General features: G+C 39.6%; 24 protein-coding genes, 1 tRNA gene, 2 rRNA genes, 1 other RNA gene and 3 pseudogenes. 1 reads left to right on the top strand and 30 read right to left on the bottom strand.

Annotated elements, in window-relative coordinates:
• Nucleotides 1-276: 276 nt before the first annotated feature.
• The 13 genes and pseudogenes from HMPREF0851_RS14650 to HMPREF0851_RS14610 all read right to left on the bottom strand — a co-directional run bounded on the left by HMPREF0851_RS14650 (nucleotide 277) and on the right by HMPREF0851_RS14610 (nucleotide 7,343).
• Nucleotides 277-1,170 carry a helix-turn-helix domain-containing protein gene (locus HMPREF0851_RS14650; protein WP_000343885.1) on the bottom strand — a complete coding sequence of 298 codons (894 nt, stop codon included), beginning with the start codon at nucleotides 1,168-1,170 and terminating at the stop codon, nucleotides 277-279.
• Nucleotides 1,171-1,190: 20 nt separating this feature from the next.
• On the bottom strand, nucleotides 1,191-1,385 hold the full coding sequence (locus HMPREF0851_RS16615; protein ID WP_000757197.1) for a hypothetical protein: 195 nt from the start codon (nucleotides 1,383-1,385) through the stop codon (nucleotides 1,191-1,193).
• 387 nt (nucleotides 1,386-1,772) lie between these two features.
• The gene (locus tag HMPREF0851_RS16350; RefSeq protein ID WP_000732247.1) at nucleotides 1,773-1,928 is read right to left on the bottom strand and encodes a hypothetical protein; all 156 of its coding nucleotides are present in this window, start codon (nucleotides 1,926-1,928) and stop codon (nucleotides 1,773-1,775) included.
• A gap of 24 nt (nucleotides 1,929-1,952) precedes the next feature.
• Nucleotides 1,953-2,105 carry a class IIb bacteriocin, lactobin A/cerein 7B family gene (locus HMPREF0851_RS16085; protein WP_001180498.1) on the bottom strand — a complete coding sequence of 51 codons (153 nt, stop codon included), beginning with the start codon at nucleotides 2,103-2,105 and terminating at the stop codon, nucleotides 1,953-1,955.
• A gap of 123 nt (nucleotides 2,106-2,228) precedes the next feature.
• Entirely contained in the window at nucleotides 2,229-2,402 is a 174-nt protein-coding gene (locus HMPREF0851_RS14635) for a class IIb bacteriocin, lactobin A/cerein 7B family (protein ID WP_000180813.1), read from the bottom strand.
• A 49-nt stretch (nucleotides 2,403-2,451) separates the two neighbouring features.
• Complete coding sequence (locus HMPREF0851_RS16345) at nucleotides 2,452-2,622, bottom strand: hypothetical protein (protein ID WP_000846992.1); 171 nt, start codon at nucleotides 2,620-2,622, stop codon at nucleotides 2,452-2,454.
• 80 nt (nucleotides 2,623-2,702) lie between these two features.
• The gene (locus tag HMPREF0851_RS16730; RefSeq protein WP_009014477.1) at nucleotides 2,703-2,918 is read right to left on the bottom strand and encodes a hypothetical protein; all 216 of its coding nucleotides are present in this window, start codon (nucleotides 2,916-2,918) and stop codon (nucleotides 2,703-2,705) included.
• Nucleotides 2,919-2,921: 3 nt separating this feature from the next.
• Complete coding sequence (locus tag HMPREF0851_RS14630; RefSeq protein WP_000357248.1) at nucleotides 2,922-3,077, bottom strand: smi_0061 family bacteriocin-like peptide; 156 nt, start codon at nucleotides 3,075-3,077, stop codon at nucleotides 2,922-2,924.
• 213 nt (nucleotides 3,078-3,290) lie between these two features.
• Nucleotides 3,291-3,488, bottom strand: coding sequence for a class IIb bacteriocin, lactobin A/cerein 7B family (locus tag HMPREF0851_RS14625; RefSeq protein ID WP_000180825.1), 198 nt, complete (start codon nucleotides 3,486-3,488; stop codon nucleotides 3,291-3,293).
• A 686-nt stretch (nucleotides 3,489-4,174) separates the two neighbouring features.
• Nucleotides 4,175-4,411, bottom strand: coding sequence for an acyl carrier protein (locus tag HMPREF0851_RS16605; protein ID WP_009014476.1), 237 nt, complete (start codon nucleotides 4,409-4,411; stop codon nucleotides 4,175-4,177).
• Nucleotides 4,412-4,429: 18 nt separating this feature from the next.
• Nucleotides 4,430-5,410 (bottom strand): annotated as a pseudogene (gene plsX, locus HMPREF0851_RS0104475) (phosphate acyltransferase PlsX); the annotation flags it as partial.
• Nucleotides 5,407-6,177 carry a DNA repair protein RecO gene (recO, locus tag HMPREF0851_RS14615; protein WP_000616140.1) on the bottom strand — a complete coding sequence of 257 codons (771 nt, stop codon included), beginning with the start codon at nucleotides 6,175-6,177 and terminating at the stop codon, nucleotides 5,407-5,409. The pseudogene plsX and the gene recO, both read right to left, overlap by 4 nt.
• Nucleotides 6,174-7,343, bottom strand: coding sequence for a pyridoxal phosphate-dependent aminotransferase (locus HMPREF0851_RS14610; RefSeq protein WP_000366335.1), 1,170 nt, complete (start codon nucleotides 7,341-7,343; stop codon nucleotides 6,174-6,176). The genes recO and HMPREF0851_RS14610 overlap by 4 nt, the downstream gene beginning before the upstream one ends.
• Nucleotides 7,344-7,491: 148 nt before the next feature.
• Here HMPREF0851_RS14610 and HMPREF0851_RS14605 point away from each other — a divergent pair, with 148 nt between their 5' ends.
• Entirely contained in the window at nucleotides 7,492-8,502 is a 1,011-nt protein-coding gene (locus HMPREF0851_RS14605; RefSeq protein ID WP_000009128.1) for a YeiH family protein, read from the top strand.
• Between the two features lie 31 nt (nucleotides 8,503-8,533).
• Here HMPREF0851_RS14605 and HMPREF0851_RS14600 read toward each other — a convergent pair whose 3' ends face one another.
• The 17 genes and pseudogenes from HMPREF0851_RS14600 to HMPREF0851_RS0104470 all read right to left on the bottom strand — a co-directional run.
• Nucleotides 8,534-8,971 carry a CoA-binding protein gene (locus tag HMPREF0851_RS14600; RefSeq protein WP_000076488.1) on the bottom strand — a complete coding sequence of 146 codons (438 nt, stop codon included), beginning with the start codon at nucleotides 8,969-8,971 and terminating at the stop codon, nucleotides 8,534-8,536.
• Between the two features lie 117 nt (nucleotides 8,972-9,088).
• Nucleotides 9,089-10,057, bottom strand: coding sequence for a ribose-phosphate diphosphokinase (locus tag HMPREF0851_RS14595; protein ID WP_000010158.1), 969 nt, complete (start codon nucleotides 10,055-10,057; stop codon nucleotides 9,089-9,091).
• A 144-nt stretch (nucleotides 10,058-10,201) separates the two neighbouring features.
• Nucleotides 10,202-11,017 carry a PrsW family intramembrane metalloprotease gene (locus HMPREF0851_RS14590; protein WP_000742257.1) on the bottom strand — a complete coding sequence of 272 codons (816 nt, stop codon included), beginning with the start codon at nucleotides 11,015-11,017 and terminating at the stop codon, nucleotides 10,202-10,204.
• A 24-nt stretch (nucleotides 11,018-11,041) separates the two neighbouring features.
• On the bottom strand, nucleotides 11,042-11,539 hold the full coding sequence (locus HMPREF0851_RS14585; protein ID WP_004237611.1) for a beta-class carbonic anhydrase: 498 nt from the start codon (nucleotides 11,537-11,539) through the stop codon (nucleotides 11,042-11,044).
• Between the two features lie 72 nt (nucleotides 11,540-11,611).
• On the bottom strand, nucleotides 11,612-12,976 hold the full coding sequence (gene radA, locus HMPREF0851_RS14580; protein ID WP_135783528.1) for a DNA repair protein RadA: 1,365 nt from the start codon (nucleotides 12,974-12,976) through the stop codon (nucleotides 11,612-11,614).
• A 10-nt stretch (nucleotides 12,977-12,986) separates the two neighbouring features.
• Nucleotides 12,987-13,502 carry a histidine phosphatase family protein gene (locus tag HMPREF0851_RS14575; protein ID WP_000691223.1) on the bottom strand — a complete coding sequence of 172 codons (516 nt, stop codon included), beginning with the start codon at nucleotides 13,500-13,502 and terminating at the stop codon, nucleotides 12,987-12,989.
• Nucleotides 13,503-13,528: 26 nt separating this feature from the next.
• A pseudogene (locus tag HMPREF0851_RS16340) lies at nucleotides 13,529-13,681 on the bottom strand (DNA repair protein RadA); the annotation flags it as partial.
• A gap of 10 nt (nucleotides 13,682-13,691) precedes the next feature.
• The gene (locus HMPREF0851_RS14570) at nucleotides 13,692-14,231 is read right to left on the bottom strand and encodes a histidine phosphatase family protein (RefSeq protein ID WP_000691250.1); all 540 of its coding nucleotides are present in this window, start codon (nucleotides 14,229-14,231) and stop codon (nucleotides 13,692-13,694) included.
• 1 nt (nucleotide 14,232) lies between these two features.
• Entirely contained in the window at nucleotides 14,233-14,676 is a 444-nt protein-coding gene (locus HMPREF0851_RS14565) for a dUTP diphosphatase (protein ID WP_000701980.1), read from the bottom strand.
• A 56-nt stretch (nucleotides 14,677-14,732) separates the two neighbouring features.
• An RNA gene (ffs, locus tag HMPREF0851_RS16075) (signal recognition particle sRNA small type) lies at nucleotides 14,733-14,830 on the bottom strand.
• 32 nt (nucleotides 14,831-14,862) lie between these two features.
• The gene (gene tadA / locus HMPREF0851_RS14560) at nucleotides 14,863-15,330 is read right to left on the bottom strand and encodes a tRNA adenosine(34) deaminase TadA (RefSeq protein ID WP_001110108.1); all 468 of its coding nucleotides are present in this window, start codon (nucleotides 15,328-15,330) and stop codon (nucleotides 14,863-14,865) included.
• Between the two features lie 199 nt (nucleotides 15,331-15,529).
• Nucleotides 15,530-16,816 carry an adenylosuccinate synthase gene (locus tag HMPREF0851_RS14555; RefSeq protein ID WP_001832534.1) on the bottom strand — a complete coding sequence of 429 codons (1,287 nt, stop codon included), beginning with the start codon at nucleotides 16,814-16,816 and terminating at the stop codon, nucleotides 15,530-15,532.
• A gap of 230 nt (nucleotides 16,817-17,046) precedes the next feature.
• The gene (comW, locus tag HMPREF0851_RS14550; protein WP_000941926.1) at nucleotides 17,047-17,283 is read right to left on the bottom strand and encodes a sigma(X)-activator ComW; all 237 of its coding nucleotides are present in this window, start codon (nucleotides 17,281-17,283) and stop codon (nucleotides 17,047-17,049) included.
• 354 nt (nucleotides 17,284-17,637) lie between these two features.
• Nucleotides 17,638-18,152: pseudogene (gene tnpA, locus HMPREF0851_RS16065) on the bottom strand (IS200/IS605 family transposase).
• Nucleotides 18,153-18,618: 466 nt separating this feature from the next.
• A tRNA-Asn gene (locus HMPREF0851_RS14545) sits at nucleotides 18,619-18,692 on the bottom strand.
• A gap of 5 nt (nucleotides 18,693-18,697) precedes the next feature.
• A 5S ribosomal RNA gene (gene rrf / locus HMPREF0851_RS14540) occupies nucleotides 18,698-18,813 on the bottom strand.
• A 76-nt stretch (nucleotides 18,814-18,889) separates the two neighbouring features.
• Nucleotides 18,890-19,193, bottom strand: a 23S ribosomal RNA gene (locus HMPREF0851_RS0104470); the annotation flags it as partial.

The following is a 19,193-nucleotide window of genomic DNA, read 5'->3' as shown; positions in this document are numbered from 1 at the left end:
TCAACCCTCACAATCTCCAAATCACTCTTTTATATCATTGAAAATTAAGTTTCATCCTCTATACTAATGTAGGAAACCTATTAAAACATTCCTTTAATCCAATATAAGAATACTTTATTCCATTAATATCTACCTGATATTATAGATAGAACCAAACTCCTATACTTAAAAGGACAAATAACGTTCCAACCATAATAAACCTCCTTTCTTTTTGGAATCGTTTTCTTTATGGGTTTAGTATAACAAAAACATGAAAAAAACAACATGACTTAGAAGTCAGGTTGTTGGGAAATCTATTTGTTTTTCTGCTAAGATTCTCTGAACTAATACCTGATCATCTAGCAATTCTGCTAGAGAAATTGCCTTTTCATAGAAACTTTCTGCCTCTAAAATATTCTTGTCTACAAATAAAGCATATTTTGCCTTTAGCAAAAATAGATGAGGTCGGTAAAAAATATGTCTTGTTTTAGCAATAATTTTCTCAAATGTTTGAATATATATCAGACTATCTTCTGTCTGAATTTGGATAAATAGGCTCAGGAGAACTTTTTCCATCTGAGCTAGGCTAGCCTTATCTTCATATTCTGAACATAGCAATACTTTTTGAGCTAACTCCTCAAAATGTTCTTTATCTTCTAATCCCATAGCACAACAAAAGAAATACAATTCAATAATCAACAAATCATTTACAGAAAAATATTTCTTTTTTAATAACTGCTGGAAATATTCTTCCACTAACCCTAAACCGTAGGTCGCATCTGAACTACCATAAATATCAAAACGAGCTTGTGTCACATCCACAATTAACTGCTCTTCCTCAGGCAAATTCTCATAATAGTTTTCATATATTTCCTCAAGTATAGCTTCTTTTCGTTCGATTCTTCTCTTATCAGCGTAGGTTTGAGAATGAATCAGCTCATCTTTTAGTTTTAGGAATGCTTTTGGAATCTCTATAGCCTTAACATCTACAATATTCTGTAATGATACTCCAAGTTTATCCGCAATCAATAATAATTTAGGAAGTGTTGCTAAAGCTTGCCCATTTTCAATACGTGCTAGCTGACGAATCGTCAACTCTGATTCATCTCCACAAATATCTATCTGAGTTTTTCCACAAGATCGCCTAATAGTTTTGATTTTATAACCAATTTCACGTTTCAACTCATCCATAGTAATACTCCTTAAGTTGATTACAAAGATTTCTTTTTCTTCCTAATTCTTTTGTCAATCATGTACAAAACGATAATCGAAAACAGCGGTGGTACAATATAACTCTTTTCACTCATTGTCAGCTGAAATCCCAGAGTTGCTAGTATCTTAAAGATGAAAATATTCATCAAAAATAGAAAAATAAATACTAAAAGATAACTTAAAACCTTCTTCATTCCTTTTCTTCAACTTTCCTAATTTCTACACCTATTTTATCAAAAAATACATATAAAACTCCAAATAAACTCCAAACGATATAAATAAACACCTCAACTGCACTTTTTGGATAAAAAAATAGGCAGAACAAATATCCTACCTAACTAAAAATATGGTATGAAAGGAAATTGATGTTTTACTGTCACCCTAGGCAAGCTTAGAACAAATAAATCATTGATAGCAACATTTACGACATCCTATTTATTACTTCAATTTCTAATGTCCCTGCTATTTCTAAGCCACCTCTGGTATGATCTATTACTAGTCAGAATAGATAACACCGTTCTAAATTACGATTCATAGTTTTTCTTACATTCTTTAATAAAATATGTATCAAATTGTTAAAATTAACGTCTGCTTCCTAGATGACGACCGTACATATAGGCAACAACTCCTAAAACACCCCAAGCGATAGCTGTAGAAGTAGTAATAATAAGTCCACCCTCGGTACTAGCCAAATCTGCTTCTGCCATGATCTCAAATTTTTCTTCTAATTTTTTCATATCCCACCTACTCCTTTAAATATATTAACCAAACGTACGAGATAACCAATAACCAGCTACCCCAGCTCCACCTGCAGCAAGTAATGAGCCTCCGATAACAATCAATAAACCCACTCCGCCTTGTACTTGCTCTAATTCATTTTGCTTTACGATTTCAAATTGATTCAAATTTTGCATGATATACTCCTTTTTAAATAATACTAGCTAATCCAATAGCTACTCCTACTAATAAACCCACTATTCCTGAGGCTGATATAATAACAGCCGCAAATTCGTTTGAAAACTTCATTGATTCTCTCATTATCTCTTGTTTCGACTAATTCCAATAGCTACTCCTGCACTTAAACCAGCAAATGCTGAACCTGCAATAATACTAGCTGCTACTGCTATCGGAATAATTCCCCCATCTACATTAATCAACTCTTCTTCTGTAAGAGCTACAAAGTTCTGTTCCATTTTGTCAAAATTTGTCATCTTTTTTTCTCCTTAATTTTTATATATTTTTATATGTTTAGACTCTAAACTACTTTTTATTGACCTTATATCCTAGATAAAATAGCCCAAATAAAACAGGGTAAATTTCTGGATAAAATAGGGTATTGATTGGATTTTTCAAAATCAAATACGTTGCGATGTAGATTATAAGCGATACGGTAAAATACCCCTCAGCAAAACCTAATAAAAATGTTTTCATGTTAGACTCCTATTTGCCTGACAAGAATGGCGGAAAAACACTACCATTCATATACACAAAATCCTTTTGATTCATATTCTTCATTTATAGTTTTGATTATTTTTTGACAAATCTTTGCGAAAAATACCAAAATATCCTGCGAAAAGCAAACCAACCAAAGTCCATTGCCAATTAAAGGATACTAACGAACCTGTACGAATCACATGAAGCGCGACATTAAGAGTTATTCCCAACAAAGGAAATATCGTGGCTAGTTTAGGTAACAATGTATTGAGATTAAGGTTGCGATTATTCATTATCTAACGCCCACGACGAGCCAAATCTGAACCAAATGTGTAACCAGCCCCAAATGCGCCAAATGCAATAGCACTTAGGCCAAATATAATCGAAATAGGTTCAATTCCTCCTTCAATTACTTGCAAATCTTTCTCATCAACTACTTGAAATTTATCCATTCTTTTCTCCTTTACTTCTATATAATAAAATGAATACCATTAAAAACAATGAAATTGTTGGTATATTAAAATCATCAAACCATGTAGGTAAGGGTAGCTTATTCACATCAGCTACCAACCTGATAATTGTATAAGATATTGAACTAAGTAATACCATAAGCTCAGGCCAAATCTTCAACATTAATTTAACAAATTTCATATATATCTACAAAATTATGGTCGATTAGCATAATATCCTGCAGCTATGCCCGCACCTGCTGAAACTGTAGCAAGCGCAGCTACACCTCCAATTAATTTCCAACCAATAACTACACCACCAATAATAATTGGTGCAATTCCCCCATCTACATTCATCAACTCTTCTTCTGTAAGAGCTACAAAGTTCTGTTCCATTTTGTCAAAATTTGTCATCTTTTTTCTCCTTTATTTCTATTTTTTAGTTTACGATTTCTGGCTCTTAAACCATTTTAAAAACCAGAATAGATAAATTACTGAATTCCTTTTCGTCTCACTTATCTATTTGAGAAGTGATTTAAAATGAACAGGTAAATTTCATTTATTTTAAATACCATTTGATAAACCATGGCAATAAGATTGGTAAATACATCGCGTAGTCTCCTTCCTTTTCCTCTCACTTATTTATTCGAAAAAAATTTCGAAAATGTACAACTAAATTAAATTTTATTTAAAAAATAATTTAATGAACCACGGATACAAGATTGGTAGATACATAAACCAGACTCCTTTCGTTTCCCTCTTACTTATCTATTCGAAAAACAATTCGAAAATGTACAACCAAATTAAATTTATTTGAAAAATAATTTAGTAAACCATGGGTAGAACATTGATATAAACATGAATCAGACTCCTCTCTTTTTCCTCTTACCTATTTATTCGAAAAAGAATTCGAAAACGTACAACCAAATTAAATTTTATTTAAAAAATAATTTAATGAACCACGGATAAAAACCGGTCACATACATAAATATTCCTCCTTTTTCTTCCTTATCTATCTATTCGTAATTCCCACTAAAAGTTCTAAATTTTTTATTTTTCCTGACAATAAAAAAGCAACACGACTTGCATGTTGCTTCTTGCTATTCTTTACTTTTGACGACTTCTACCACATCTCCTACACTTTGGAGTTGGTCAATTTCCTCATCGCTGATTTCGATATTAAATTCATCTTCCAGTGTCAAGATAAACTCCATCAAGTCAACTGAGTCAGCATCCAAATCGTCTTTCAGACTCAATGCTTCTGTCACGACAAAGTCTTCTCCCTGTCGCTCTTGGATAATGGTCACAATACGGTCAAAAATTTCTTTTTCTGTCATCTCTTTTATTCTCCTGAAAAATTCACGCGCAGTCTGGGCAACTACGTCTGTTTCTAGCATGGTACGAATCTGGCGAATCGTACTATAAACAGCTTTGGCATCGCTTGAGCCATGAGTCTTGACAACCGGTGCCTTAACACCAAACAAGACCGCTCCACCAACATCTGAGTAGTTGAGCTGTTTTTTCAAACCTCTGAGGCTATCCTTGAGAAGGAGGGCGCCTAGTTTCGCTCGAAGACCACCACCTGTAATAGCTGTCTTGAGCAAGCCCATGATTCCCATAGCTGTCCCTTCAATGGATTTGAGCACAGCGTTTCCCGTGAAACCATCTGCCACGACAACATCCGCAACGCCATTCATCAAATCACGCGCTTCCACATTTCCGATAAAGTTCAAACTTTCATCAGCCACTAATAATTCATAAGTTTCCTTACGAAGCGGATCACCCTTACTACTCTCTGTTCCGTTGTTAAGCAAGCCAACGCGTGGTTGCGCAATTCCACGGACATTTTTAGCATAGAAGGAACCTAGGACAGCGTATTGATGGAGGTGCTGGGCTGTATTTTCCGCATTGGCACCGAGGTCAAGCATATCAAAACCTTTCCCATCAATAGTCGGCAAGGTTGACATAAGTCCAGGTCGATCTATATTCTTGATACGACCCACGATGAAAAATCCTGCTGCCAACAAAGCACCTGTATTCCCAGCTGAGAGAACAGCGTCTGCTTCGCCTTCTTTGACAGCCTTGGCCGCCAATACCATACTGGCATTTTTCTTTTTCCGAATAGCTCTTGTAGGTTCATCGTCTGAATCAATCTTCTCATCCGTATGGATAATGCTGACGCGTTCTGTCGCTGTCAGATATTGCTTGATTTTAGCTTCATCTCCGTAGAGTTGAACCTCGATATCTGAAAAGTCAGCTAGGGCTTGATTGATACCCTCAACGATGGCCTGAGGTGCGTAATCTCCCCCCATGGCATCTACTGCGATTTTTTTCATTTCTTTTCCTCTTTTAGTAATTGTCCCCAGTCTGCTAGGGAATCAATAAATTTCTTTGATTTTAGGTGAATCCCAACGTACTCTTCGTAGAGTTGATCCATAAATTGGCGTAGCTCTTGCTTGATTTCAGGCTTGAGCGAAATGGTCTCCAAAGTCTCAAAATCAATGGCTTGAAATTGATTGAGCAGATAAGGGATATTGGGATTTAGATGGCAACGTCTCTCATCCTCATGATAATGCTCTGGACAGAGGCAGGCTCCATATTTGAAAGAAAAGTCAAAAGCCTGACCAACCCGATGGCAAAAAACACACTCATTAAAATTGAGGCTGATCCCAAATCGAGTCAAGATTTGGATTTCAAAAATATTGGTCAAAACCTGATAATCTAAGCCTACTTCCATCAACTCCAAAGTCTTTTGCAAAAAAGCAAACAAGGGAGCATCCTGCTGATTGTCCTGCAAACTAGCATCTGCAAGAGCCGCTACATAGGTCGCATAGGCCATGACAAAGAGGTCACTATTAATCTTGGGAAAAGTCATCACCTCATGATAGTCCTCAATGTAGCTAAGCCCATCATCATTGATTCGCAAGAGAAATCGTGCCAGCACCAAGGGCTGAATAACCGGCGCCAGCTTAGACTGGCCAGCATGTTTAACGAAAAACATGCGCTTGCCAGCCTGCTCTGTAAAAATCTTGACTAGCTTGTCATCCTCACGAAAGTTACGATTGTAGAGCACCAAGCCTTGACTCGTGATAGACTGAATCATGCTTCTCTCATGTACTCCTCAAGTCGTTTCATTGCTTCTTTGATCGTCTCCATGCTGGCTGCATAAGACAGGCGAACATAACCTTCTCCATAACGCCCAAAGGCAGCACCAGGGATAAAGGCAACAGCCTTCTTCTGAGCAAAATCCTTCAGAAAAGCAAAAGAATCTTGATTATATCCTGCTGGAATCTTAGCAAAGATATAGAAGGCACCGTCTGGTTTGATAATCTCAAAACCAAGAGCAGTCATTTTCTCGATAATATAATCTCGACGCTGGATGTATTCCTTCTTCATAGGTTCCGCATCATTTTTACCAGCCGTCAAGGCTTCTACCGCAGCATGTTGAGTCATAGTATTTGCGGCAGTCACCAAGTACTGGTGACTCTTGATCAACTGGGCTGTAAAGGCTGCAGGAGCAAAAATCAGACCCAAACGCCAACCTGTCATGGCATGCGATTTAGATAGACCATTGATAATAATAGCCTGATCTCTCAACATGGTTCCTAGAGACACATGGGCTTCCCCTGTGTAGGTCAATTCTGAGTAAACCTCATCACAGACAACAAAAATCTCATACTTGCGTAAAACAGCTGCCAAGGCCTCCAATTGTTCCCGACTGTAGGTAATTCCTGTCGGATTGGCTGGATAGTTGAGAATAACCGCCTTGAGCTTGTCACCCTGCTCCAAAATGGCCTTCTCCAACATTTCAGGAGTCAAGACAAAACCATTTTCAGTTGTGTCAATCTCGACAATCTCTGCCCCAACTAGATTGACAATCGGTTCATAACCTGGATAGGCAGGAGCTGGCAAAAGTACCTTGTCTCCCTCTTCCAAAATAGCCGTCAAAGTAGCAGATAAAGCCTCTGTCGCCCCAATTGTAACCAAGATTTCATTTTCAGGAGCATAGTCCAGTTGGTACTTTTCCTTAACAAAGTCACTGGCCGCCTTACGTAGAGTCAGCAGACCACTCATTCCTGTATAGTAGGATTGGTTCTGATCAATCGCTCGCTTGGCCGCCTCCTTGACATGATCTGGCGTTGTAAAATCAGGTTCCCCCAAGGTCAAACGCAAGACCCCAGGAATCTCAGAAATAGCCTGGTCAAACTGACGAATCAACGAAACTTGAATCTTATCTAACTGTTTATTAAAGCGCTTAGTTAAGTCCATAGATACCTCCTACTTTCAAAACGTATCTCTATTATACTACAAAAGCCCCCCGACCGCAAAAATACATGATAGAATAACTTTCCACTTTCTATTTTACTTTTCCTGTTTAAAGGTCTATAATGGTAACAGATTCTATTTGGAGGTTTTTATGTCATTTCTATCAAAAAATGGAGCAGGTATCTTGGCCTGCTTTCTCATTTCTATCGTATCTTGGTACTTAGGAGGATTCTTCCCTGTTATTGGCGCGCCCGTTTTTGCCATTTTCATAGGCATGCTCCTACATCCCTTTCTCTCGTCCTATAAACAACTGGATGCTGGGTTGACCTTTAGTTCTAAAAAATTACTCCAATATGCCGTTGTCTTGCTTGGTTTTGGTCTCAATATCTCGCAGGTCTTCGCAGTTGGCCAATCTTCGCTCCCTGTCATCCTGTCCACTATCTCAATAGCTCTGATTATTGCCTACTTCTTCCAGCGCTTCTTTGCACTGGATACAAAACTGGCTACCTTGGTTGGAGTAGGTTCTTCCATCTGTGGGGGTTCTGCCATTGCGGCGACAGCGCCTGTTATTGATGCTAAGGAAAAGGAAGTAGCCCAAGCCATTTCCGTTATCTTTTTCTTCAATGTCTTGGCTGCGCTCATCTTTCCAACCCTCGGCACCTGGCTTCATCTATCCAATGAAGGCTTCGCCCTCTTTGCAGGGACTGCGGTCAACGACACTTCCTCTGTAACGGCTGCCGCCAGCGCTTGGGACAGTCTTTACCAAAGCAATACCCTCGAGTCTGCAACCATTGTTAAACTCACACGTACTTTGGCCATTATCCCTATCACGCTCTTTCTATCCTACTGGCAAAGTCGCCAACAAGAAAACAAGCAAAGCCTACAACTGAAAAAAGTCTTCCCACTTTTTATCCTTTACTTTATCCTTGCCTCTCTCCTCACTACACTACTCACCTCTCTAGGTGTGTCCAGTAGTTTCTTTACCCCTCTCAAACAACTCTCTAAATTCCTTATTGTCATGGCCATGAGTGCTATCGGTCTCAAAACCAATCTGGTCGCTATGGTCAAATCCAGTGGAAAATCCATTCTTCTCGGAGCCATCTGCTGGATAGCCATCATCCTCACTAGTCTTGGTATGCAGATCCTTATCGGCATTTTCTAACACAAAAGGTAGCCCACCAGCTACCTTTTTCTTATGCTTCCTCAATCAAGCGTGTATGTTCTCTCTTAATGCAGCGATTCATCACGATGTCATCACATCCACCAGCACGCAAGATTTCTTCCGCTTCTAGACTTTCAAGTCCCAGCTGTGCCCAAAAAATCTTGGCATCAGCCTTGAGAAAATCACGCGCCACATCAGGCAGAAACTCGCTGCGACGGTAAACATTGACAATGTCTACAGGAAAAGGAATCTCAGCTAAGCTAGCATAAGCCTTTTCACCCAAGATTTCGCCACCTGCTACCTTGGGATTGACTGGGATAATTTTATAACCCCGAGCCTGCATTTCCTTGGTCACTCGATTGCTAGTTGTTTCCTCACGGTCAGACAAGCCCACCACAGCAAGGGTTTTACTCGTTGCGAGATACTGACGAATCACGCCATCACTTGGATTGATAAATTCTTGACTCATAGAAATCCTCCTTTTTCATCAGTATAGCATATTTTGAAAAGGCTTGCAGATTTTGGCTACAAAAAAGCTCCCAGCAGTTCACTTCTGCTAGGAGTATGTTCCATTTTAAGTGAAAACTTAAATCTTTTTCTCAATACTGAAAAGTGGAGAAAGTGGGCGTTTTTCATGGATACGTACGATAGCATCCCCCAAGAGATGAGCGATTGAAATCTGTTCAATCTTATCAATCAAACGCTCTTCTGGCAGATAGATTGTATCCAAAACAACCAATTTTTTAATAGCTGATTTTTGGATATTGTCCATAGCAGGACCAGAAAGAACTGGGTGTGTACAGCTCGCATAGACTTCAACAGCACCAGCCTCTGCAAGGGCATCTGCCGCATGACAAATGGTTCCTGCCGTATCAATCATATCATCAATCAAGATACAAGTCTTGCCTTCGACCTTACCAATGATGTTCATGACTTCACTAGTATTCATCTTATCAACGCTACGACGTTTATCAATAATAGCGATAGATGTTTTCAAAAATTCTGCCAACTTACGAGCACGAGTCACCCCTCCATGGTCTGGGCTGACAACCACATAGTCAGAACCAACCATGCCACGACGCTCAAAATAATCCGCAATCAGAGGAGCCCCCATCAAGTGATCCACAGGAATATCAAAGAATCCTTGAATCTGCGCAGCATGCAAGTCGATTGTCAATAAACGATCCACTCCAGCTACTTCAAGCATATTTGCGACAAGTTTTGAAGTGATTGGCTCACGCGCTCTCGCCTTTCTATCCTGACGTGCATACCCATAGTAAGGCATGACAACATTGACAGATTCTGCACTCGCACGCTTCAAAGCATCTACCATAATCAAAATTTCAAGCAGATTGTCATTTACAGGCGAGCTAGTTGATTGTAGGATAAAGACGTGTTTCCCACGGATTGATTCTTCGATGTTGACCTGAATTTCTCCATCTGAAAATTGGCGAACACTTGATTTCCCCAACTCTATCCCAATCTCCTGCGCCACACGTTCTGCCAATTCTTTATTAGAAGAAAGGGCAAACAGCTTTAAATCAGAAAAAGACATGATTTCCTCCGGTATATATGTATCGCTTGTGCTTTTCACAAGATTTTCCATCTACCATTGTAGCTCTTTTTGCACTATTTTTCAATCAAAAATAAAAGAAGGGCACCATATTTGTACCCTTGCATCATTCTTTTGAAAAATATTCTAGTTCATTATCTCATCGTGCTTCTCAACAAAGCGATAAGCCTGATAAAACCCATAGAGAGTAATAGCCGTAACCAATGGAATCGCTAAGGGCAACTCTGTCTCTAATTCTACAAAAGGAGAATTAAACAAGAAGTGAGTTCCCAAGGCTAAACCTAGGAAAATAAGCCCCTGTTTCTTGCCAACCTTCTGTCCTTTATAGACTCTGTAAAGCAAGTAAACACCTACTACAGCTAGACCTGAAAAAGTCCAGTGAGAGGCAATTCCTGAGATGATACGCTCCAAAATCCTTGAAATGGTAAAATCAAAGCCCTCTGGCAAATCTGTACGAATATAGCCAATATCCTCAATCATTTGGAATCCCAAACCAGAAGCAATGCCTAGTAAAAACAATGATTTTAATTTTCGCACAGGAATCAAAGCTAAAACAAAGACAAGTGGCAATAATTTCAAGGGTTCTTCTACCAAAGGAGCCACAATAGCACTTTCAAAGGCATTTAAAAATACACTATCTGGGAAAAGAACCCCCAGTAAATCATGGATATAGGTATTAGCAAAGCTAGACAGCCAACCTGAAAGGAACATCCCACCCAATAAAGACAAGATCAAGGCCTTCTTTGGCAATTCCCATTTTTTCCCAATACGGAAAAGGAAATAAAGAGCCGGAATCATGTAAAAGAGAGCTAGAAAGATAGAAACTCCCATTAGTCTATATTCCGCACCTGACATCGAACCGTCCGTATAGTAGATGGTTTCATACTGCAAACCAACACATAGCAATAAAATAAAAATAAATAAAATACTGTTTTTCTTCATACACTTTCTTTCTAAATGAAGTATTTATAATTCTACAACTGTCATACTTCCTGTATCCACATCATAAATGGCACCAGAAATAATGACATCATCTGGTATTAGGGGGGACTCGATAAGGAGTTGCATGTCCTCACGTACACTCTCCTCTATATCTTGAAAGGGCAAGAAGTCCTGGTCTGACACATCGACACCTAGTTCCTCTTTTAAATACTCCTGAAAAGGGCCATTTTCAAAGGTCTGAGCACCACAGTCTGTATGGTGCAGCACCACAATCTCTCTTGTTCCCATCTGTTGCTGGGAAATCACCAGCGAACGAATCATGTCCTCAGTCACTCGACCACCTGCATTCCGCAAGATATGAGCATCCCCAAGTGCCAATCCCAAAGCTTGTGCAACGTGCAAACGTGAATCCATGCAGGTCACAATAGCTACTCTGGTTTTGGGTTTAAGTGGCAGATTTAACTGCCCATGTAGGGCAACATAAGCCTGATTGGCTTGCATAAACTGTTCAAAATACGACACGATTCCCTCCTTGAAAATTTGATAGTCAAATATTTCTCCTATCTTATCATTTTTAAGAGGATTTGTCACGGATTATGCAAAGACCTTTTTCAAAACTTCCTGAATGGTAGTCACACCAATCACCTGAATTTCCTTAGGTGGAGTAATTCCTGTCAAGGAATTCTTGGGTACATAAATCTTAGTAAAGCCCAGTTTAGCAGCTTCGTTGATACGTTGTTCGATACGATTCACGCGCCGAATTTCTCCTGTCAAGCCCAGTTCTCCCACAAAACATTCCTGAGGGTTGGTTGGCTTGTCTTTATAGCTCGAAGCAATGGCAACTGCAACAGCTAAGTCAATGGCAGGTTCATCCAATTTGACACCGCCAGCAGATTTGAGGTAAGCATCCTGATTTTGCAAGAGAAGACCTGCTCGTTTTTCCAAAACAGCCATAATCAAGCTGGCGCGATTGAAATCAAGCCCTGTCGTAGTACGCTTAGCATTTCCAAACATGGTCGGTGTTACCAAAGCCTGAACCTCCGCCAAAATAGGACGAGTCCCTTCCATGGTCACAACGATTGATGAACCAGTTGCTCCATCCAAACGCTCTTCTAGGAAAACTTGACTCGGATTGAGGACCTCAACCAAGCCACCCGACTGCATCTCAAAAATCCCAATCTCATTAGTGGAGCCAAAACGGTTTTTGACCGCTCTCAAAATACGAAAGGTATGGTGACGCTCCCCTTCAAAGTAAAGCACCGTATCCACCATATGCTCCAACATTCTAGGCCCAGCCAAGGTTCCTTCCTTGGTCACATGCCCTACGATAAAGATGGCAATGTTATTAGTTTTGGCCAGCTGCATAAGTTCAGCAGTCACCTCACGCACCTGAGACACAGACCCCTGCACCCCTGAAATCTCAGGAGACATAATGGTCTGGATAGAGTCAATAATGAGGAAGTCTGGCTGGATGCGCTCCACCTCAGCTCGAACGCTCTGCATATTGGTCTCGGCATAGAGATAAAACTCGCTATCGATATCTCCCAAGCGCTCTGCTCGTAACTTAATCTGCTGGGCAGATTCCTCCCCACTGACGTAGAGAACCGTACCCACTTGAGACAACTGGGTTGAGACTTGTAAGAGAAGGGTTGATTTTCCAATCCCAGGATCCCCACCGATGAGGACGAGACTTCCTGGTACCACTCCGCCTCCAAGTACACGGTTAAATTCCTCCATCTCCGTCTTGGTTCGATTAACGTTGATTGAAGTCACCTCAGCCAGTTTCATGGGCTTGGTTTTCTCACCTGTCAAGGACACACGCGCATTTTTGACCTCGGCAACCTCAACCTCTTCTACAAAGGAAGACCAAGACCCACAGTTAGGACAACGTCCCAGATATTTAGGGGAATTATACCCACAATTTTGACATACAAATGTCGCTTTTTTCTTTGCGATGATAAACCTCTTTCTATATCTCTAACTCACACTCAATCACTTGGCAAAAATCAATCTTCTCATTTGGCACAAACTGGCGCATAAGCATGTTATGAGCTACAACTACCACAGTCTGATGTTCTCGATACTTAGACATACATTCTAGAAAACGAGACTTCATTTCCGTAGCTGTCTCATATTGAATAGGACTATTAGGAAGTAACTCCCCCTTATTTTCTAGAAACATAGTACGAGCTTTTTCAAAATTATCTGTGCCACTTTCATAGACCTGCCATTCATGTAATAAAGGCTCTACTCTTAAAGGAAGACCCGTAGCACAGGCCACATAAGAAGCCGTTTCTAAAGCTCTTGTGACTGCAGAAGATATAATTATTTCAGCTGAAGGGAGTAAAGGATTTTTGCTCAGTTTCTGAGCTTGCTGCCGTCCCTTATCAGACAAGGGTGCCAAATCTATCCCAAATCCCGTATAAGAACGCTCCTCTAACTCACGGTAATCTGGCTCCCCGTGACGGATAAAAATAATTTTCATATTAAGATCCCCATAAAACTATCCAATGTCAAGGACACACGCGCATTTTTGACCTCGGCAACCTCAACCTCTTCTACAAAAGAAGACCAAGACCCACAGTTGGGGCATCGTCCCAGATATTTAGGGGAATTATACCCACAATTTTGACATACAAATGTCGCTTTTTTTTTTGCGATGATAAACCTCTTTCTATATCTCTAACTCACACTCAATCACTTGGCAAAAATCAATCTTCTCATTTGGCACAAACTGACGCATGAGCATTCCGTGAGTTACAATGATAATAGTTTTATAATTTTTATATTTTTCCAAAGTTCTTAAAAAACGATGACGCATCTCCAGAGCTGTTTCATAGCGATAAGGAGAATCTTCAGGTAAACTTCCTTGATGTTTTAGATAATATTCATGAGCTACCAATACACTAGTTAAATCAGAGTTAGTACCATCTAAGTCTGGACGCCACTCATGAAAAAACGGCTCCACAAATAAGTCCAATCCTGTTTCAACTGCTATATAATGGGCTGTTTCTAAAGCCCTCGTCACAGACGATGAAATAATAATCTCTGCCTTTCCAAAACATGCAGTTTTAGCAACTTCTTTTGCCAGACTGCGACCTTTTCCTGTCAATGGTGCTAAATCACGACCAAAACCACTATAGAGTTGTGGATTTTCAAGTTTATCAAGCATACTATAATCTGGCTCTCCATGACGTACAAAGATAATCTTCATTCTAGTGCCCAGTCGATCCAAATCCACCAGTTCGCACGCCATCAGCTGCATCTCCATCTGCAATTAAGAAAGGAGCAAAGACAGCCTGGACCACACGTTCCCCAACTTCAAGAACAACCTCTTGGTCTGTGATATTCTTCATCTGAGCAAAAATATGCCCTTCATTCCCAGGATTTCCATAATAATCCCCATCAATGACACCAACCGAGTTAATCAAGACCAAGCCCTTCTTACGAGGGTTTGAAGAGCGATCATAGAGGTAGAGAACCTCAGTCGGCTGCATATAAGCCTTAACCCCTGTCGGAACCAAGACAATCTCTCCTGGCGCAATCACAGTCCGTTCCGCAACCTTTAAGTCGTAACCAGCCGCATGCGCTGTCTCACGCTTGGGTAATAAATTTTCATCTGTAAAACTAGAAACCAATTCAAAACCACGAATTTTCATATTCTTCTCTTTTCTATTATCATTTATTCTAGATTATTCTATCTTATTTATTCGGAAAAAGCACGAAAAAAAGAGCACACAATTCAAATCGCTTAGGGCTGCTGGATTCCTCCCCTGACCCGCTTCACGCAGAACTGTTGCTCCACTATTTATTATATCACATTCCTCTTCATTTTAAAAGCAAAATTATTTTTTCCGTCTATTTCTAAAAAAGTTCTGCATAATAGCTGCGCATTCATCTTCCAAAATTCCCGTTTCAACATCCACACGATGGTTGAGACGCTCATCTGTCAAGATATCGTACAAACTCCCAGCAGCGCCAAATTTCTGGTTTTTAGCCCCATAGACCACGTTTGGAATGCGGGCAAGTCCAATCGCCCCACTACACATGACACAAGGCTCAATAGTCACAAAAAGCGTGCAATCCAGCAAGCGCCAACTCTCCTCACTCAAGTTCGCATTCTCTATGGCCATAATCTCCGCATGCATAACTGCTCGTTGCAACTCTTCACGCGCATTATGCCCACGGCCAATGATTGCTCCGTCCTTGACAATCACACAACCAATTGGAATTTCATCGTGTTCAAGAGCAATCTCAGCCTCTCTCAAGGCCTCTCTCATGAAGACTTCTTTTTCTTCAACTGTATAATTCATCCGTTTCTCTTTTCCTACTTATCGATTTTATTATTATATCATGAATCCCAACACAAAAAAAGCCACCGAATGCGGTGACTTTATAGGGAGATTATTATGAAAAAGAAAAGTTTAGGATATTTGTTACAACAAGTTAGGAGGTCTTCTTGTAACTGTTTATAGTATACCCGAACTATCTTAAACAAATCTTAAAAATCTCTTAGGACCAAACACTTTCTAAAATATTTGTTTGTTCACGACCAGGACCTACTGAGAAAGTAGAAATACGAACGCCAACCAATTCACTCACACGACGAACGTAGTTACGCGCATTCTCAGGAAGATCTTCCAAATTACGAACTCCAGTAATATCTTCTGACCAACCTGGCAACTCTTCATAGATAGGCTTGCAACGTTTCAATTGCTCAAGACTAGCTGGATAGTAGTCAATACGTTGACCATCAAGATCATAGGCCACACAGATTTTCACAGTATCCAAACCGCTCAAAACATCGATAGAGTTCAATGAAAGATTAGTAATACCAGAAACACGACGGCTATGACGCATGACAACTGAATCAAACCAACCCACACGACGTGGACGACCAGTTGTTGTACCATATTCATGACCTACTTCACGGATACGTTCTCCCACTTCATCAAACAACTCAGTTGGGAAAGGACCATCTCCTACACGACTCGTATAAGCTTTACACACACCTACAACCTTATCAATCTTACTTGGACCAACACCAGAACCAATGGTCACACCACCAGCCACAGGGTTTGATGACGTAACAAATGGATAAGTACCTTGGTCAATATCTAGCATAACACCTTGTGCACCTTCAAAAAGCACACGTTTACCATTATCAAGCGCATCGTTCAAGATAACAGATGTATCTGTTACATATTTTTTGATTTGTTGACCATATTCGTAATACTCTTCAAAAATATCATCGAAAGCAATCGCTTTACTGTCATACAATTTTTCAAAAAGACGATTCTTCTCAGCAAGGTTACGTTCTAAACGCTCACGGAAAATATCTTTATCCAAAAGATCTGCGATACGAATCCCAACACGAGCAGCCTTGTCCATATAAGCTGGACCAATTCCCTTAATTGTCGTACCAATCTTATTGTCGCCCTTAGCTTCTTCTTGCAAGCGATCCAACTCGATATGATAAGGCAAAATAACATGCGCACGATCAGAAATACGCAAGTTATCAGTTGTCACACCTTCCTCATGAAGATAGCTCAACTCTTTTACAAGAGATTTAGGATTTACAACCATACCATTCCCAATAACAGAGATTTTTTCAGGGAAGAAAATTCCAGATGGAATCAAGTGCAACTTAAATTTCTTACCATCGATCACAATCGTGTGGCCTGCATTATCACCACCTTGGTAACGTGCAATCACTTCTGCATTCGCTGAAAGGAAGTCTGTAATCTTCCCTTTACCTTCATCACCCCATTGGGTACCTACAACAACAACTGAAGTCATAATCTTGTCTGAGCCCTCAGGCTCTTCCTTTCTCACATACATGGCAGGAATCTCACCTGCAATTATATCTTACAATTTATTATAAGAAAAAATCGCCTTTTTATCAAGAAGAAACAATAGAAAGATTTGCTATTTCCAACTATTAAAAAATGATTTAGAAAAATAACCAGCTATTTATTATTATTTTTCTATAAAATAACAAATTTGTTCGGAAATTAATCCATACTGTCTCAACAAGCAACAAAACCTTGTTTCATTATCAATTTTTCAAGATACAAACGATAAGCAACACGATAATGGTAGACAATAAAATCCCTACGACACCCAATGCTATATCGGAAAAGATAATAAATCAAAAATTTAAAATGAAAATCTTCCCACTCCCAACTATCACCAAAGAAAGTAGCATACTCTTCTTCGATACTGTTATAGAAATCTGTCATCTGATCATAAATACTTTGTAGCATAAATATATACTCCTTTTCTTTTTATGACCTTATTCTAACAAAAAATTTTAATTAATCATTAATAATTCCTGAATTGTTAAAATACCAACCTCAACAAGAGAAAAAATAGGAAAAGTTGACAGAATAGAAACAAATTTACTAACTAAATTAGACTATTAAAGACCTTATTAACTGTGTTAAATACTAAAAGAGACTGAGGTAAAAATCTTAAAATCATGACCACCCGTCAAACGGGTGGTTTGTCCCAGGGCTATAAGCCCAAATTACCAGCCAGCGCCTAAAGACGCTGGCTTTCACGTTGTTCAAGCCTTATTGCTCTTGACTCGTCACTTGCCTCTCAAAGAGGCTTTAGTATTACTTACCACTATCCCTAAAGGGATCCTCATATTCTTTTACACTCAATTTATCTAGTGCTATATCATGCTTTACTCGTTTTCAAATTTTCATACTCGTGAAGAAATCATCCACTGGATAATTTCTTTAATCTTGAATATATTTCTTAATTGTGGCTTCATTAAGCCCTACTGTACTTACATAATAATCTTCCGCCTAGAAATGCCGATTCCCAAACTTGTACTTGAGATTGGCGTATTTGTCAAACATCATGAGTGCACTTTTTCCTTTTAAATAACCCATGAAACTCGAAACACTTATCCTTGGTGGAATACTTACTAACATGTGTACATGGTCTGGCATTAAGTGACCCTCGATAATTTCAACTCCTTTATAACTACACAAACGATGAAATATTTCGCCTAAACTACTTCGATATTGATTATAGATGACTTTTCGTCTATACTTAGGGGTGAACACAATGTGATAGAACAGTGCCACTTTGTGTGCGATAAACTATGAGCCTTTTGTGCCATATTTTTCTCCTTTCGCTTTACAATTGGCTTGAACACCTTTATTGTATCGCGTTTGGAGTTTTTGGGGTATAACCTTCGACGCACACCCGCATAGCGGGTGGTTTTTTTGTCTCGCACCTAACGGAGCGAGACGGACTGAAAGTCATATAATAAAAAAACGCATAGTATGCGTTTTATTGCGAGAGGATTTACTTCATTTTCTGCGGAAATTGTCTTTTCCCTAACCTCTTCTCAATCTTAGCTTTTCTTCACCCCACTATAGAGGACTGAATCTAGAATAGTACGTAACGATTACTAAAACATTTCTAGGCATTAATTTGACTTTCCTAATCGATTTGTTCACATCTTATTTCAATCTACTATACAATTGAGAAAGAAGCCTATTTGTCTCGCACTTAATGGAGCCAAAGGGACTAATAGTTATATAATAAAAAAGGGAGCACAGTTATGTTCCCTTTCATCTATACTCCGCCAGTAGGACTCGAACCTACGACATCATGATTAACAGTCATGCGCTACTACCAACTGAGCTATGGCGGAATAAAGCTAAGCGACTTCCATATCTCACAGGGGGCAACCCCCAACTACTTCCGGCGTTCTAGGGCTTAACTTCTGTGTTCGGCATGGGTACAGGTGTATCTCCTAGGCTATCGTCACTTAACTCTGAGTAATACCTACTCAAAATTGAATATCTATTCAAACCAAGAAAACCGTTCGCTTTCATATTCTCAGTTACTTTGGATAAGTCCTCGAGCTATTAGTATTAGTCCGCTACATGTGTCGCCACACTTCCACTTCTAACCTATCTACCTGATCATCTCTCAGGGCTCTTACTGATATAAAATCATGGGAAATCTCATCTTGAGGTGGGTTTCACACTTAGATGCTTTCAGCGTTTATCCCTTCCCTACATAGCTACCCAGCGATGCCTTTGGCAAGACAACTGGTACACCAGCGGTAAGTCCACTCTGGTCCTCTCGTACTAGGAGCAGATCCTCTCAAATTTCCTACGCCCGCGACGGATAGGGACCGAACTGTCTC

Source organism: Streptococcus sp. M334, assembly GCF_000187745.1.
Taxonomy (GTDB): domain Bacteria; phylum Bacillota; class Bacilli; order Lactobacillales; family Streptococcaceae; genus Streptococcus.
Note: the sequence above shows the minus strand (reverse complement) of the source record. Positions and strands in the feature narration are given on the sequence as shown.